The sequence below is a fragment of the Streptomyces sp. VNUA24 genome (genome assembly GCF_029167005.1).
In the GTDB taxonomy this organism is placed as follows: Bacteria; Actinomycetota; Actinomycetes; order Streptomycetales; family Streptomycetaceae; genus Streptomyces; species Streptomyces scabiei.
This window is the reverse complement of record NZ_CP119143.1, coordinates 7,279,261-7,293,538: the sequence shown is the minus strand read 5'-3', so window position 1 is coordinate 7,293,538 and position 14,278 is coordinate 7,279,261. Positions and strand designations below refer to the sequence as shown.

At 72.3% G+C, this 14,278-nt stretch carries 12 protein-coding genes and 2 pseudogenes; 7 read left to right on the top strand and 7 right to left on the bottom strand.

Going from position 1 to position 14,278, the window contains the following annotated elements:
- Nucleotides 1-38 precede the first annotated feature (38 nt).
- Both PYR72_RS31255 and PYR72_RS31250 read right to left on the bottom strand, forming a co-directional pair.
- The gene (locus PYR72_RS31255) at nt 39-1,127 is read right to left on the bottom strand and encodes a hypothetical protein (protein ID WP_275458378.1); all 1,089 of its coding nucleotides are present in this window, start codon (nt 1,125-1,127) and stop codon (nt 39-41) included.
- Between the two features lies 1 nt (nt 1,128).
- Nucleotides 1,129-1,653 carry a sigma-70 family RNA polymerase sigma factor gene (locus PYR72_RS31250; protein ID WP_275460575.1) on the bottom strand — a complete coding sequence of 175 codons (525 nt, stop codon included), beginning with the start codon at nt 1,651-1,653 and terminating at the stop codon, nt 1,129-1,131.
- Nucleotides 1,654-2,051: 398 nt separating this feature from the next.
- Here PYR72_RS31250 and PYR72_RS31245 point away from each other — a divergent pair, with 398 nt between their 5' ends.
- Together PYR72_RS31245 and pepN are read left to right on the top strand one after the other, a co-directional pair.
- Nucleotides 2,052-3,068 (top strand): aspartate-semialdehyde dehydrogenase, encoded by a 1,017-nt coding sequence (locus tag PYR72_RS31245; RefSeq protein WP_275458377.1) that lies wholly within the window; start codon nt 2,052-2,054, stop codon nt 3,066-3,068.
- A gap of 185 nt (nt 3,069-3,253) precedes the next feature.
- Nucleotides 3,254-5,836 carry an aminopeptidase N gene (gene pepN / locus PYR72_RS31240; RefSeq protein ID WP_275458376.1) on the top strand — a complete coding sequence of 861 codons (2,583 nt, stop codon included), beginning with the start codon at nt 3,254-3,256 and terminating at the stop codon, nt 5,834-5,836.
- Between the two features lie 62 nt (nt 5,837-5,898).
- Here pepN and PYR72_RS31235 read toward each other — a convergent pair whose 3' ends face one another.
- The gene (locus PYR72_RS31235) at nt 5,899-6,876 is read right to left on the bottom strand and encodes an EamA family transporter (RefSeq protein WP_275458375.1); all 978 of its coding nucleotides are present in this window, start codon (nt 6,874-6,876) and stop codon (nt 5,899-5,901) included.
- Between the two features lie 139 nt (nt 6,877-7,015).
- Here PYR72_RS31235 and PYR72_RS31230 point away from each other — a divergent pair, with 139 nt between their 5' ends.
- Complete coding sequence (locus PYR72_RS31230) at nt 7,016-7,534, top strand: MarR family transcriptional regulator (protein ID WP_275458374.1); 519 nt, start codon at nt 7,016-7,018, stop codon at nt 7,532-7,534.
- A gap of 102 nt (nt 7,535-7,636) precedes the next feature.
- Here the strand turns inward: PYR72_RS31230 and PYR72_RS31225 are convergent, their stop codons facing one another.
- The 3 genes from PYR72_RS31225 to PYR72_RS31215 all read right to left on the bottom strand — a co-directional run bounded on the left by PYR72_RS31225 (nt 7,637) and on the right by PYR72_RS31215 (nt 10,507).
- Nucleotides 7,637-7,888 (bottom strand): hypothetical protein, encoded by a 252-nt coding sequence (locus tag PYR72_RS31225; protein WP_059080880.1) that lies wholly within the window; start codon nt 7,886-7,888, stop codon nt 7,637-7,639.
- Between the two features lie 279 nt (nt 7,889-8,167).
- On the bottom strand, nt 8,168-10,240 hold the full coding sequence (gene malQ, locus PYR72_RS31220) for a 4-alpha-glucanotransferase (RefSeq protein WP_275458373.1): 2,073 nt from the start codon (nt 10,238-10,240) through the stop codon (nt 8,168-8,170).
- 30 nt (nt 10,241-10,270) lie between these two features.
- The gene (locus PYR72_RS31215) at nt 10,271-10,507 is read right to left on the bottom strand and encodes a hypothetical protein (protein WP_275458372.1); all 237 of its coding nucleotides are present in this window, start codon (nt 10,505-10,507) and stop codon (nt 10,271-10,273) included.
- Between the two features lie 90 nt (nt 10,508-10,597).
- On the opposite strand from PYR72_RS31215, the pseudogene PYR72_RS31210 reads away from it, so the two are divergent.
- Nucleotides 10,598-10,807: pseudogene (locus tag PYR72_RS31210) on the top strand (IS200/IS605 family accessory protein TnpB-related protein); the annotation flags it as partial.
- Nucleotides 10,808-10,888: 81 nt separating this feature from the next.
- Nucleotides 10,889-10,957: pseudogene (locus PYR72_RS31205) on the top strand (PadR family transcriptional regulator); the annotation flags it as partial.
- Nucleotides 10,958-11,255: 298 nt separating this feature from the next.
- Here the strand turns inward: PYR72_RS31205 and PYR72_RS31195 are convergent.
- A complete protein-coding gene (locus tag PYR72_RS31195; RefSeq protein WP_059080886.1) occupies nt 11,256-12,359 on the bottom strand; it encodes a mechanosensitive ion channel family protein in 1,104 nt (367 codons plus the stop codon).
- A 315-nt stretch (nt 12,360-12,674) separates the two neighbouring features.
- Here PYR72_RS31195 and PYR72_RS31190 point away from each other — a divergent pair, with 315 nt between their 5' ends.
- Together PYR72_RS31190 and PYR72_RS31185 are read left to right on the top strand one after the other, a co-directional pair.
- On the top strand, nt 12,675-13,211 hold the full coding sequence (locus tag PYR72_RS31190) for an HNH endonuclease (protein ID WP_013003534.1): 537 nt from the start codon (nt 12,675-12,677) through the stop codon (nt 13,209-13,211).
- A 211-nt stretch (nt 13,212-13,422) separates the two neighbouring features.
- Nucleotides 13,423-14,259 (top strand): hypothetical protein, encoded by an 837-nt coding sequence (locus PYR72_RS31185; RefSeq protein WP_275458371.1) that lies wholly within the window; start codon nt 13,423-13,425, stop codon nt 14,257-14,259.
- The last annotated feature ends 19 nt before the right edge of the window (nt 14,260-14,278 follow it).

Genomic DNA, 14,278 nt, shown 5'->3' with positions numbered 1-14,278 from the left:
TGTCCACCGGGACACCCGCCCCTTCGTCGTTCAGCGGGTCACTCGCACGACAGCTTCTCCGAGCCGGGGAGCGCATCCTCCATCCAGGCCCGGTCACGGGCGATGTCCGCCTCCTTCGTGGTCCAGACGTCCGGGTGGGCGTCGTGGCTCGGGATGCCGACGAGGACGTGGTCGCCCTCCTTCAGCCGCGGGTCGACGTCCTGGTCCATGGGGAAGACGATCTGCTCCCCGCCCTTGTCGGGCTTGATCCAGCGCCGCACCTCGACCGTGATCCGGTCCTGCGCGGCCCCGGGCACGGGCTGGACCTCGGTGACGGTGCCCTCGACGATGACGCGGGAACAGGCGACGTACCCCTCGCGGGAGAGCGATCCCGAGTCGCCGCCGCCCTCGCTCTGCTGGTCGGGGGCCCGGCTCGCCGATGCCTCGTCGGCGGCGGAGCCGGACTTGTCCGTGCTGCTCGACCCTTCCGTCTGCGTGAAGCCCCAGCCCAGGACGAGGACCACCGAGGCGACCGCGGCGGCGGCGAGGCCCTTGTAGGTGAGGCTCAGGGCCCGCCGGGCGCGGTCCGGCCGCGGCAGCAGGGGCGTCACCGACGCGGTGGGGGCCGTCGCGGTCCCGGACACCCGCCCGGGGTCCGTCTCGGCACCGGCCGCGTCCCCCGGCCGCGCGGCCGCGGGTCGCCCCGGCGGGGCCCCGGCCCTGGCGTCGTCACCCGTCACCGCCAGCGCCTCCCCGAGGAGCCCCAGCTGCTCCCGCAGCAGCGCCACGTCGGCGGCGGCCGCGTCCCGCGCCGCCATGAACTCGGCGTCCTCCAGGGCCTGTTCGGGCAGCGGCTCGTCGAGAAGGGCGGCCATGAGCGCGTCCATGCCGGCGTAGACGCGGCCGTCGCGGCCGTCGCGGCCGATGTCTCCGTTGCCGAAGTCTCCGTGACCGATGTCCCCGTGACCGATGTCCCCGTGACCGATGTCCTCACGACCGGTGACATCGCGACCGGTGACGTCACGACCTGTGACGTCACGACCGGTGCTGCTTGCGTACCGCCGAGCGCCGCTGTCCTCGCGCTCGACGCCGTTCCGCGCGACGCCCTCGTTCTCGGCGTCGCGCCTGCTGTCGTCCCGGGCGGCCACGTCACACCACCTCGTCCTCGTGCAGGCGGGTGCGCAGGGCGCGGACCGCCGAGTGGAGCCTGCTCTTGACCGTGCCCTCGGGGATGCCGAGCTCGTCGGCGATCCCACGCACCGGCAGGTCGGCGTAGAAACGCAGGACGAGCACCTGACGCAGGGCGTCGGGCAGCTCGTCCAGCCCTCGGGCGACGGCGAGCGAGAGCACGCTGGAGTCCTCGCCGGAGGGCAGCTCGTGCTGGCGCAGGGAGGCCAGGCGCTCCCCCAGCCGCTCCTGGCGCCGCTTGGCCCGGTGCCAGTCCATCGCCAGGTTGGAGGCGACCACCGCCGCCCACGCGGACACGTCCCGCGGTGCCTCCTGACCGTTCGCGGCCCTCTCCAGCAGCCGCAGCCGTACCTGCTGTACCCCGTCCAGCAGGTCCGACTGCGGCACGCCGCCGAGCGCGAGCACCGCTCGCACCCGCCGTTCCTGGGCCTCGTCCAGCGGGTCGCGCGTCTCCCGGACGTCCTCGACCCCCCGGACGCTCTCCACCCCCCGGACGCTCTCGACGTGGCGCGCCTTTCTGCGCAGCACAGTCCCCCCTCCCCTCCCGCGTTTCCCCTACGACGCCGGCACGGGCCGAAACGTTCGGCGGGTCCGGCCCCGGTTTCCGGCGGAGCGCAGAGGCGTACGTCACACCTTCGCGTGCACCCGGATGCCGTGGGCAGGGTCGGAGCAGCACAGCTTGCGGTACGGAGCCGCCGTAGGGCGAATTTCTCCAGCTCAGCCGGGGTGGCGGTCGAAGAAGCGGCTCCGGTGCCGGGGCCTGCCGCGTCTCGGCCGTCGGACCCGCCGGTCAAACGATTGGACAGGCGGGCACGGCCTGACCGCATGATGGAAACGTCTCGGCCATGCCGCAGACACGGACAAGTCACGTAGAAGGAGTCGCCGTGAGGGTCGGAATCGTCGGAGCCACCGGTCAGGTCGGCACGGTCATGCGCAGGATCCTCAAGGAACGCGACTTCCCGACCACCGAGCTGCGCCTGTTCGCGTCCGCCCGCTCGGCCGGTTCGGTCATCGACGGTGTGACGGTCGAGGACGCGGCGACGGCCGACTACTCCGGCCTCGACATCGTCCTGTTCTCCGCGGGCGGCGCCACCTCGAAGGCGCTGGCCGAGAAGGTGGCCTCGCAGGGCGCGGTCGTGATCGACAACTCCTCCGCCTGGCGCCGCGACCCCGAGGTGCCGCTGGTGGTCTCCGAGGTGAACCCGCACGCGATCGCCGACCGCCCCAAGGGGATCATCGCCAACCCGAACTGCACGACGATGGCCGCGATGCCGGTCCTGCGTCCGCTGCACGACGAGGCGGGTCTGGAGGCGCTGGTCGTCGCCACCTACCAGGCGGTGTCCGGTTCCGGCGTCGCGGGCGTCGCCGAGCTGCACGGCCAGGTCCAGAAGGTCGTGGCGGACGCGGACAAGCTGACGCACGACGGCTCGGCCGTCGACTTCCCCGAGCCGGGCGTCTACAAGCGACCCATCGCCTTCAACGTCCTGCCGCTCGCGGGTTCGATCGTCGACGACGGACTGCACGAGACGGACGAGGAGCAGAAGCTCCGCCACGAGTCCCGCAAGATCCTGGAGATCCCCGGCCTCAAGGTCTCCGGCACCTGCGTCCGCGTCCCGGTCTTCTCCGGCCACTCCCTCCAGGTGAACGCCCGCTTCGCGCGCCCGATCTCGGTGGAGCGCGCGACGGAGCTGCTGGCCGGCGCCCCGGGCGTCGCCCTCTCCGAGATCCCGACCCCCCTCCAGGCCGCCGGCCAGGACCCGTCCTTCGTGGGCCGCATCCGCGCCGACGAGACGGTCGACAACGGCCTGGCCCTCTTCGTCTCCAACGACAACCTGCGCAAGGGCGCGGCGCTGAACGCGGTCCAGATCGCGGAGCTGGTCGCGGCGGAGCTCAGCGAGTAGCAGGCGGTGCACGACACCGAGGGGCGCCCACCGGAAGCTGCCGGGGGGGCGCCCTTTCGTATGCGCGGAGAGCCGGCGGACGCGCGGCGCATGCCCGTCGGCGGCCTCCTCGAATGCCACCTGCCCGCGCACCACCCTCCCCATGGAAGGATGGCGCAACCCACACATACCGAGGAGATGACCGCGTGCCTGGCACAAACCTGACCCGCGACGAGGCTCAGCAGCGGGCGGCGCTGCTCACCGTCGACTCGTACGAGATCGATCTCGACCTCTCCGGCGCGCAGAGCGAGGGAGGGACCTACCGGTCCGTGACCACGGTGCGCTTCGACGTCACGGAGAGCGGCGCGACGTCCTTCATCGATCTGGTGGCCCCGGCTGTCCACGAGGTGACCCTGAACGGTGACGCGCTGGACCCGGCGGAGGTCTTCGCGGACTCCCGGATCGCGCTCCCGGGCCTGCTGGAGGGCCGCAACATCCTGCGGGTCGTGGCCGACGCGGCGTACACCAACACGGGTGAGGGTCTGCACCGGTTCGTCGACCCGGTCGACGACCAGGCGTACCTGTACACCCAGTTCGAGGTCCCCGACGCCCGCCGTGTCTTCGCGAGCTTCGAACAGCCGGACCTGAAGGCCACGTTCCAGTTCACCGTGAAGGCCCCGTCGGGCTGGACCGTCATCTCCAACTCGCCGACGCCGCAGCCCCAGGACGACGTCTGGGTCTTCGAGCCGACGCCCCGGATCTCCACCTACATCACGGCGCTCATCGTCGGCCCGTACCACTCGGTGCACAGCGTGTACGAGAAGGACGGGCAGAGCGTCCCGCTCGGCATCTACTGCCGGCCGTCCCTCGCCGAGCACCTGGACTCCGACGCGATCTTCGAGGTCACCCGGCAGGGCTTCGACTGGTTCCAGGAGAAGTTCGACTACGCGTACCCGTTCAAGAAGTACGACCAGCTGTTCGTCCCGGAGTTCAACGCGGGCGCGATGGAGAACGCGGGCGCGGTGACCATCCGCGACCAGTACGTCTTCCGCTCGAAGGTGACGGACGCGGCGTACGAGGTCCGCGCCGAGACCATCCTCCACGAGCTGGCCCACATGTGGTTCGGCGACCTGGTGACGATGGAGTGGTGGAACGACCTGTGGCTGAACGAGTCGTTCGCCACCTACACGTCGATCGCCTGCCAGGCGGACGCGCCCGGCTCGCGCTGGCCGCACTCCTGGACCACGTTCGCCAACTCCATGAAGACCTGGGCGTACCGGCAGGACCAGCTGCCGTCCACGCACCCGATCATGGCGGAGATCAACGACCTGGACGACGTCCTCGTCAACTTCGACGGCATCACCTACGCCAAGGGCGCCTCCGTCCTGAAGCAGCTGGTGGCGTACGTCGGGCAGGACGAGTTCTTCCGGGGCGTACAGGCGTACTTCAAGGCGCACGCGTACGGCAACACGCGCCTGTCCGACCTGCTGGGCTCCCTGGAGAAGACCTCCGGGCGTGACCTGAAGTCCTGGTCGAAGGCGTGGCTGGAGACGGCGGGCATCAACATCCTGCGTCCCGAGATCGAGACGGACGAGCACGGGGTCATCACGGCGTTCGCGATCCGTCAGGAGGCCCCGGCGCTGCCCGCGGGCGCGAAGGGCGAGCCGACGCTCCGCCCGCACCGCATCGCGGTCGGCCTGTACGAGCTGGACGACGACAGCGGCAAGCTGATCCGCGACGAGCGGGTCGAGCTGGACGTCGACGGCGAACTGACCGCCGTCCCCGAGCTGGTGGGCCGGCGCCGCCCGGCGGTGGTCCTCCTCAACGACGACGACCTGTCGTACGCGAAGGTCCGCCTGGACGAGCGCTCGCTGGCGTTCGTCACCGAGCACCTCGGCGACTTCGAGGCGTCCCTCCCCCGCGCGCTGTGCTGGGCCTCGGCCTGGGACATGACACGTGACGCGGAACTGGCGACCCGCGACTACCTGTCGCTCGTCCTGTCGGGCATCGGCAAGGAGTCCGACATCGGTGTCGTCCAGTCGCTGCACCGTCAGGTGAAGCTGGCGATCGAGCTGTACGCCGACCCGACGGCCCGTGAGGCGCTGCTGACCCGCTGGACGGACGCCACGCTCGCGCACCTGCGTGCGGCAGCCGCCGGCTCCGACCACCAGCTGGCCTGGGCCCGCGCGTTCGCCGCGACGGCCCGTACGCCGGAACAGCTGGACCTGCTGGAGGCGCTGCTGGAGGGCACGCAGACGATCGAGGGCCTCGCCGTCGACACCGAGCTGCGCTGGTCCCTCGTCCAGCGGCTCGCGACGGTGGGCCGCTACGACGAGGCGGAGATCGCCGGCGAGTACGAGCGCGACAGGACCGCCGCCGGTGAGCGCCACGCCGCCACCGCCCGCGCCTCCCGTCCGACCGCCGAGGCCAAGGCCGAGGCGTGGTCGCAGGTCGTCGAGTCCGACAAGCTCCCCAACGCCCTGCAGGAAGCGGTCATCGGCGGCTTCGTCCAGACCGACCAGCGCGATCTCCTCGCCGCGTACACCGACCCGTACTTCGAGGTGGTGAAGGAGATCTGGGAGTCCCGCTCCCACGAGATCGCCCAGCAGATCGCGATCGGGCTCTACCCGTCCGTCCAGGTCTCGGCCGACACCCTGCACAAGACGGACGCCTGGCTGGCCGCGGCCGAGCCCAGCGCGGCCCTGCGCCGTCTGATCTCGGAGTCCCGCTCGGGCGTGGAGCGGGCCCTGCGCGCCCAGGCCGCGGACGCGGCGGCCGCCACGGCGTAACGGCGACCGGTCGTACGACGACGGGGGCGCCCGGTGAGGTTCACCGGGCGCCCCCGTCGTGTTCAGCGGCCGGATTGGCCGGCGAGCGGGGCTTTCGGGGCGTCGGCGAGGCGAGGCGCTTCCCGTACCCCGGCGGCCGGGGCCGGCCTGCGGGGCTGGAGCTGGCCGACGATCGTCGCGCCGAAGGCGATGGCCATGCCCACGAGCTGGAGGACCCCCAGCGACTGGCCGAGGGCCGCCCAGCCGACCACGGCCGCGGTGAGGGGGGACAGGGGGCCGAGGAAGGTGACCTGGGTGGCGGAGAGGCGGCCGATGCCCCGGAACCAGAGCCAGTAGGAGACGGCGGTGTTGCCCAGCATGAGGTAGAGGTAGCCGCCGACCGCCGGGCCGTCCAGGGCCGGGGGCGCCCCCTCGACCAGCAGGGCGAGCGGGGCGATCAGGAGGCCGCCCGCGGTCAGCTGCCAGCCGGTGAGGGCGAGCGGGCTGACACCGGCCGGGCGTCCCCACCGCTTGGTCAGGACCGTGCCGGTGGACATGGAGGCGGTGGAGGCGAGCGCCGCGAGCAGTCCGACCGGGTCCAGCGCGCCCGCCGCCTTCAGGACGACCAGGCTGACGCCGAGGGCGGCGGCGACGCCGGTGAGCAGCGTGCGTACGGTCGGGCGGTCCCCCAGCAGCAGGGCCGCCAGGCCCGCGACGAACAGCGGCCCGACCGAGCCGACCACCGCCGCCATCCCGCCCGGCAGCCGGTACGCGGACAGGAACAGCAGCGGGAAGAAGGCGCCGATGTTCAGCGCGCCGAGGACCGCGGCCTTGCCCCACCAGGCCCCGCGCGGCAGCGTGCGCGAGATCGCCAGGAGCAGCAGGCCCGCCGGGAGGGCCCGCACCAGGCCGGTGAACAGGGGGCGGTCGGCCGGCAGGAACTCCGTCGTCACGGCGTAGGTGGTGCCCCAGGAGAGCGGGGCGAGCGCGGTCAGGGCGATGAGGGGGAGCCGACTCGCGGTGTGCGCGGGCTGCGCGGTGAGCGCGGTGTGCGCGGTCATGGGAGGCGTCCTTCGCGGCGAGGGCCAGCTGGATCGGCAAGCCGCATGAGCTAGCTTGCTTGCAATTAGCTTAGCGCTAAGCGACTTTCCGTCAAGCTACTTTCTTGCGGCCGACCCATCGGCGCCCGATACTCACCCCATGAACGCGCGCCCCGAGCCCGACAGGCCCCTTCGCGACCCCGTCGACACGATCATCGACCAGTGGGCCGCCGCCCGGCCCGACCTGGACACCACCGCGATGGAGGTCTTCGGCCGGGTCTACCGGCTCTCGCGGACGCTGGGAGACCGCATGGAGAAGGCGTACGCGCGGTTCGGGATCTCGCGCGGGGAATTCGACGTGCTCGCGACCCTGCGGCGGTCCGGGGAGCCGTACACGCTCTCGCCCCGCCAGCTCTCGGCCACCCTCATGCTCACCACCGGCGGGATGACCGGCCGGCTCGACAAGCTGGAACGCGCGAACCTGCTCCGCCGCTCACCCGACCCGCACGACCGCCGGGCCCTCCAGGTCACCCTCACGGACGAGGGGCTGCGTCTGATCGACGAGGCGGTCGTGGCGGGCCTCGCCGTCCAGACCGAGGCGCTGTCCGCCCTGGACGACGAACAGGCCGGCCGACTGGCCGACCTGCTGAGGCTGCTGGTGGTGGGCACGGGGGCGTGAGAGAACGCGTCGAGGGCACCCCCGGCGCACGCGGGTACGGGTGCGGGTGCGCGTTGCGCCGGGGGTGCCCTCGAGGGAAGGTCTCGGTGGGTGGAGCGGGGGTTAGACCTTGGCCTTGGCCTTCGGCTGACGGTCCGTGGATCCGTCGAGGACCCACACGAGGCCGGCGATCAGCAGGAACAGGGCGATCGGCGCCACGACGAAGAGGCCGAGCGTCTCGAACACGCTGAGGCCCGGGCCCGGGTCGTCGCCGTCGTCGGGCGTCAGCGCGAGCGCGGGGGACGACATGAGCAGCATCATCAGCGTCGTACCGGCAGCCAGGGCGCCGGCGCGCAGGGCGTTCTTCTTGTCCACGCGCTAAAGGTAACGAACGCGCCTGCGCTCCGCTCGGGCGGGGGGGGCGCCCAGGGGGGTGGGGGGTGCGGTGCGTAGGCGAGTGCGGCCGAGTGGGGGCTGGTCGCGCAGTTCCCCGCGCCCCTAGAAGCCCAGGCCCTGCGGGCCTGAAAAGCACGGGGCGCAGCCCCTGCTTTTCAGGGGCGCGGGGAACTGCGCGAGAAGCCCCACCGGGCCGGTAGCCGCCCACGCACCGCACCCCCACCCCCCTAGGCGCCCCCCGCTCCCGGGAACGCACCGCTACGACAGCCCCCGCACCACATCCACCAGCGCATACAGCCGGGGCGACGCGGCCAGGTCTTCCAGGGCCGCCGGACGGCCCCCCGCGTCGGCGATCGGCAGCCGCCAGTTCGGATACTGGTCCCACGTGCCGGGCAGGTTCTGCGGACGGCGGTCGCCGAGCGCGTCGGGCAGCCACAGTCCGACCATGCGCGCGGGCGTCCGCAGCAGGAAGCGGTGGACGGCCTGGATCCGCTCCTCCTCGGACGTCGTGGAGATGCCCCCGCCGGCACCGTCCAGCAGGCCCAGCTCCGCGAGAAGGGCCAGCCATTCGCCCGCGTCGGCGGCGGCCTCGGCCCGCTCCACCTCCAGGGACCGGGTGAGCAGCCCCAGGTCGTGCCGCAGCTCGACATGGTCGCCGGTCAGCCGGGACGCGGTGGGCGGAAGGTCGTGCGTGGTGGCGGTGGCGAGACAGTTCGCCCGCCAGCGCTCGGGCGGCAGGGGCCGGCCCGTGCCCTCCCAGTCGCGCTCGAACCACAGCACGGACGTGCCCAGCACACCCCGCGCGTCGAGCGCCTCGCGCACCCCCGGCTCGACCGTGCCGAGATCCTCGCCGATCACCAGCGCGCCGGCCCGCGACGCCTCCAGGACCAGGATCGCGAGCATGGCGTCGGCGTCGTAGCGGACGTACGTGCCCTCGGTCGGGGCCTGGCCCTGCGGGACCCACCAGAGCCGGAACAGGCCCATGACGTGGTCGATGCGCAGGGCGCCCGCGTGGCGGAGGAGGGCGCGCAGGAGGTGGCGGTAGGGCGCGTAGCCGGACTCGGCGAGGCGGTCCGGGCGCCAGGGCGGCAGCCCCCAGTCCTGGCCGCGGGAGTTGAAGGCGTCGGGGGGCGCGCCGACGGACATGCCGGACGCGAAGTACTCCTGCTGGGCCCAGGCGTCGGCGCCGCCGGGGTGCACACCGACGGCCAGGTCGTGCACCAGCCCGATCGGCATACCGGCGTCGCGCGCGGAGCGCTGCGCGGTACCGAGCTGGGCGTCGGTCAGCCAGGCCAGGCGGGTGTGGAAGTCGACGCGGTCCATCAGCTCACCGCGGGCGCGGGCGGTCTCGGCGGAGCGCGGGTCGCGCAGACCGGCCGGCCAGTTCTGCCACTCGGGGCCGTGGACCTCGGCGAGCGCGCACCAGGTGGCGTGGTCCTCCAGCGCCGCGCCCTCCTCGGCGAGGAAGTCCCAGTAGGCGGCCCGCCGGCCGGGACCGAGCGGCACGTCGCACACGCGTTCAAGGGCCGTGCGCTTGAGGGCCCACACCGCGTCCCGGTCGATCAGCTCGCCCTTGACCAGGACGGACTCCCGCAGCAGCGAGGCCCGCTCCAGCAGCGCGCCGACGTGGTCGCGTTCCTCGGGCGAGGCGAGGACGTACGGGTACTCCGGTACGTCCTCCACCCGCAGATGGACCGGGTCGGGGTAGCGACGGGAGGAGGGGCGGTACGGGGAGGGGTCGGTGGGCGGGCCGGGGACGGCCGCGTGCAACGGGTTGACCTGGACGAATCCGGCGCCGAGGGCGCGGCCGGCCCAGGAGGTGAGTTCGCCGAGGTCGCCCAGGTCACCCATGCCCCAGCTGCGGCGGGAGAGGAGGGAGTACAGCTGGACGAGCAGGCCGTAGGTGCGGCCGGGCGGGGCGGGCAGCCGGGCCGGGGCCACCACCAGGTGGGCGTCGGCGGTGCGCCCGTCGGGGGCGGTGACCCGCAGGGTGTGGACGCCCGGGGGGAGGTCCTCGACGTCGGAGCGGAGTTCGCCCTCCTCGGTCTCGACGCGCAGCCGGGTGCCCTCCGGGAGCGCGGCCAGCGCGGCGGGGGGTTCCCCGTCGGCCCAGCGGACGACGGTCGGCGGCAACAGCCGCTCGCCCTGTCGCCGTTCGCGGTCCGCGAGGGCGGCGGTCACGGACTCGGGGGTGCTCGCGTCCACGTCCAGCGCGGCGAGAGCGGCCACGACCGCGCCGTGCGAGGCCGCGACCGTACGGTCCGGGGAAGGGCTGTAGGAGGTGGCGACGCCGCACAGGGCGGCGAGCCGGGCCAGCGGGGTCTCGGCCATCGGGCTCGGACCCCCTGGGTCTTCGTGCATCTAGACCCCCGCTGCGGCGCCGTGGGACGTGGGTTCACTGGTGAGGGGAGCCGCGTCGGTGAGAGGCGGCTCGCTGGTGAGGGGTTCCGCGTCCGGGAGCGGGGGCTCACTGGTGAGCGGCACGTCGGCACAGGGCCCCTCGGCGCTGAACACGCAGAAGTGCGGCTCGTGGAGCTCGTACGGCTCCGCGGTGCGTTTGGAGCGGGTCGGGGTCGGAAGGTGGGTCCGTGCGGCCACGGGGGCCTCCTGGTCGTCGTACGGCGGTGATGCCGGTGGGGGCGATGGGTGCGGGTCCGGGGTTTGGAGCTGCTGTCACTGGAGTGTGTCCGGAGTGATGCGGTGGGGCATCGGACCGTCCAGGCCGGACCAGGCGTCCCCGGGCGTGAGGGAACCCGCCCCCGCATTCCCGGACCACGGACACGATCCGTGCCGCCCGGACGCGGAGCGAACGCGGGCAACCAGAACGCCCAGCACCGTCCGAGGCGCTCGGCCGAGCATGGGTTCTGGCAACAGGACTCACTCCCGCTCAGTCTCTAGGATCGGTACTCCAGCCCTACCCAGCGGGCGCCGCCGCAGACGTGGGCGGGCGGACATCGTGGTGCGGGTCACCCCGGGGACATCCTGCTGGGGCTGCTCGCCGGTGGGCCGAGCCATGGCTACGACCTCAAGCAAGGGCACGACGAACGGTCCGCAGGCCCGTCCTCTGGCCCTGCCGCCGGCGCCGTCGGTACTGGTCGTCGCCGGTCTCGGCGGCACGGCGACCGCCGTCACCGACGCCACCGCTCTGGGCGGCACCCCGGTCGCCCTCTACGGCGCCTTCCTCGTGCCTCTCGGGGTGTACGGTGCCTACCTCCTCGCGGCGGCCACCTCGCTGCCCCTGCTGCGCCGCACGGTCCGCCCCGCGGAGCTGCGGTACGCCTAGCACGCGAGGCGCGGCGGACCAGGGGACACGGGGGTGCTCCTGGGCCGCCGCGCGGCGCGTGCGCTACTTCGGCACCCCCGAAGGCGCGATCGGGGTCGCCCGCTCCGACTGGGGTGAGGTCGTGTTGGAGTACACGGACGGGGCCGACACGCCGGCCGTGGGGTCGGCGTCCGGGTTGTCGGCCGCGAGGGCCTGGGTGCCGCCGACGATGGGGATGTCGGCGGCGTCGAAGGCCTTCTTGATGCGCCAGCGCAGTTCACGCTCGACGGTGAGGGCCTTGCCGGGCATGGTCTTGGCGGAGACGCGGACGACCATCGACTCCAGGAGCAGGTCGTCGAGGCCGAGGACCTCGATGGGGCCCCAGAGCAGCTCGTTCCAGGGGTCCTCCTTGCTCATCGCCTCGCCGACCTCCGTCAGGGTGCGGCGGACCTTGTCGAGGTCCTCGTCGTAACGGACGGTGACGTCGACACCTGCCGTGGCCCAGCCCTGGGAGAGGTTGCCGATGCGCTTGACCTCGCCGTTGCGGACGTACCAGATCTCGCCGTTGTCGCCGCGCAGCTTGGTGACGCGCAGGCCCACCTCGATGACCTCGCCGGAGGCGACGCCCGCGTCTACGGTGTCACCGACGCCGTACTGGTCCTCCAGGATCATGAAAACGCCGGAGAGGAAGTCCGTGACCAGGTTCCGGGCACCGAAACCGATGGCCACACCCGCGACACCGGCGGAGGCCAGCAGCGGCGCGAGGTTGATCTCGAAGGTGGCGAGGACCATCAGCGCGGCGGTGCCGAGGATCAGGAAGGACGCCACCGAGCGCAGCACCGAGCCGATGGCCTGGGAGCGCTGACGGCGGCGCTCCACGTTGACCAGCAGTCCGCCGAGGGTGCTGCCCTCGACGCCCGGGACGGACCGGTTCATCCGGTCTATGAGCTTGGTGATGGCCCGCCGTACCACCACTCTCAGCACCGCCGCGATCACCACGATCAGCAGGACGCGGAGACCGATCGCCAGCCATGTGGACCAGTTCTCCTCCACCCAGCTGGCGGCGTTGGTCGCGCTCTCCTGGGCGTCCTCCAGCGACGGCACCGCGGGGGTCGTCGACGTCTCCGAGGGGGACGGCGACGGCGTGGCGGCGGCCAGTAGGAGGGGCAGGGAAGAAACGGACGACACGGCGGGTACCTCCAGGTGCGTTATCTGCCCTCCGGTACGGCGGTCAAGATCCGTCGGGTCACGGATGGGTCACCGGACGGGCAGGCCCACCACACTAACGGGGCATTGTGTGGAGGTCGTCGCCATGTTCGAGGGAGACAAGGCGCTCACCAGGGAGTGAAGGGCGCACACAGCGGGGGATGAATCACGGTGTGGTCGAAAACACTCCCAGCCCGTTACCGGGACATGGTGGCGCTTCCACCAGGCATGAGGGGAGACTGACTACGGATCGTCCACGGCGCGAGCCACGCGCCGCCGGCGTACAAGGAGGCATCCGTGCCGCACGTCCTGGTCCTCAACGCGTCGTACGAGCCGCTCGGTGTCGTACCGCTCCGCCGCGCGCTCGTCCTCGTCCTGGAGAACAAGGCGGTCTCCCTGGAGGAATCCGGCGCCTATCTGCACAGCGCGACCGTCACAGTCCCCGCACCCAGCGTGGTCCGGCTCAAGCGATTCGTCCGGGTTCCCTATCGGGGGCCCGTTCCTCTGACCCGTCGGGCGCTGTTCGCCCGTGACGGGGGCCGGTGCATGTACTGCGGTGGCGTCGCAACCAGCGTCGACCACGTCATCCCGCGCAGTCGCGGGGGCAAGCACGTCTGGGACAACGTCGTCGCGTCGTGCCGCCGCTGCAACCACGTCAAGGCCGACCGCCATCTCGTCGAGATCGGCTGGCGGCTCCGCCACGCCCCCGCTCCGCCGTCCGGGCTGGCCTGGCGCATCATCGGCACCGGGCATAGGGACCCGCGCTGGCTGCCCTACCTGCAGCCGTTCGGCGCGGACGACGCGATGGCCCGGATCGACGGCATCTCCGCCTGACGGTCCGGGTTTTTGCATGGCCGGATACCGGCCGGGTGCCCCTTGACACGGGGCACCCGGAACGCCCACATCCGTTTGACCTGGGCTTTCCTTCCCGCCTTCACAGGTACCCCACTTCCCCCTCGCACAAGTGATCGCCTAGTGTCACCTGCACAGGCGGCCCTTGTTCTGGAGCGCAACGCCCAGGGGCCCGCCTCGAATGTGGGGACTCATGCGCAAGCTCGCCATAGGCGTCGCCGTGTCCGGCGCCCTGGCTCTCACCGGCCTGGCCGCGCCGAGCGCGCTGGCCGATACGCCGGCTCTGACCTTCGGGGGCGTCACGGTCAACAACGGCAAGCCGATCGTGGTCGGCACCAAGGCCAAGGTGACCGTGCCGGTCTCGTACAGCTTCACGCGGCCGACGGATCTCGTCATCGACTACAAGAACACCATGCTGGGCATCGCCCTCTACCGGGGCAAGCTCTCCGACCCCGGCAACGCCATCGAGGGCTCCGCCAAGAAGCCCGCCTGCACGACGACGGCGACGACCGACACCACGGTGACCGCCGCCTGCACGACGACGCTCACCGTCGATCCCCGGGAATCCCTCTTCCAGGGCGCGGACGCCACCACCTGGAAGGCGGCCGCCCTCTACACCGAGATGACGAGCGACGAGGACGACTCCGACGACCACATCGGCTTCCACATGGGGACCGACGTCTGGGGCAACCTCGGCACCGCCAAGATCCAGCGGCTCGCCAAGGCCACCGCCAACGCCACCCCGGAGCCGGTCGCCAAGGGCAGGACCCTGACCGTCAAGGGCTCCCTCACCCGCGCCGACTGGAACGCCGGCCGCTACGCGGGCTACCAGGGCCAGAAGGTGACCCTCCAGTTCAAGGCCCAGGGCGCGAGCGCCTACACCGACGTGAAGACGGTGACCTCCGGCACGGCCGGCGCCCTGTCCACCACGGTGAAGGCGGCGAAGGACGGCACGTTCCGCTACGTCTTCGCGGGCACGTCCACCACGGCGGCCGTGAAGTCCGCGGGGGACTTCGTCGACGTGAGGTGACATGAGGTGACGTGAGACC

Bases quoted from the DNA above. Each gene is read 5' to 3' on its own strand.
- PYR72_RS31235 (WP_275458375.1), bottom strand. From the start codon at position 6,876: ATGACCGCGCACACCGCGCTCACCGCGCAGCCCGCGCACACCGCGAGT.
- PYR72_RS31185 (WP_275458371.1), top strand. From the start codon at position 13,423: ATGCGCAAGCTCGCCATAGGCGTCGCCGTGTCCGGCGCCCTGGCTCTC.
- PYR72_RS31230 (WP_275458374.1), top strand. From the start codon at position 7,016: ATGAACGCGCGCCCCGAGCCCGACAGGCCCCTTCGCGACCCCGTCGAC.
- malQ (WP_275458373.1), bottom strand. From the start codon at position 10,240: ATGGCCGAGACCCCGCTGGCCCGGCTCGCCGCCCTGTGCGGCGTCGCC.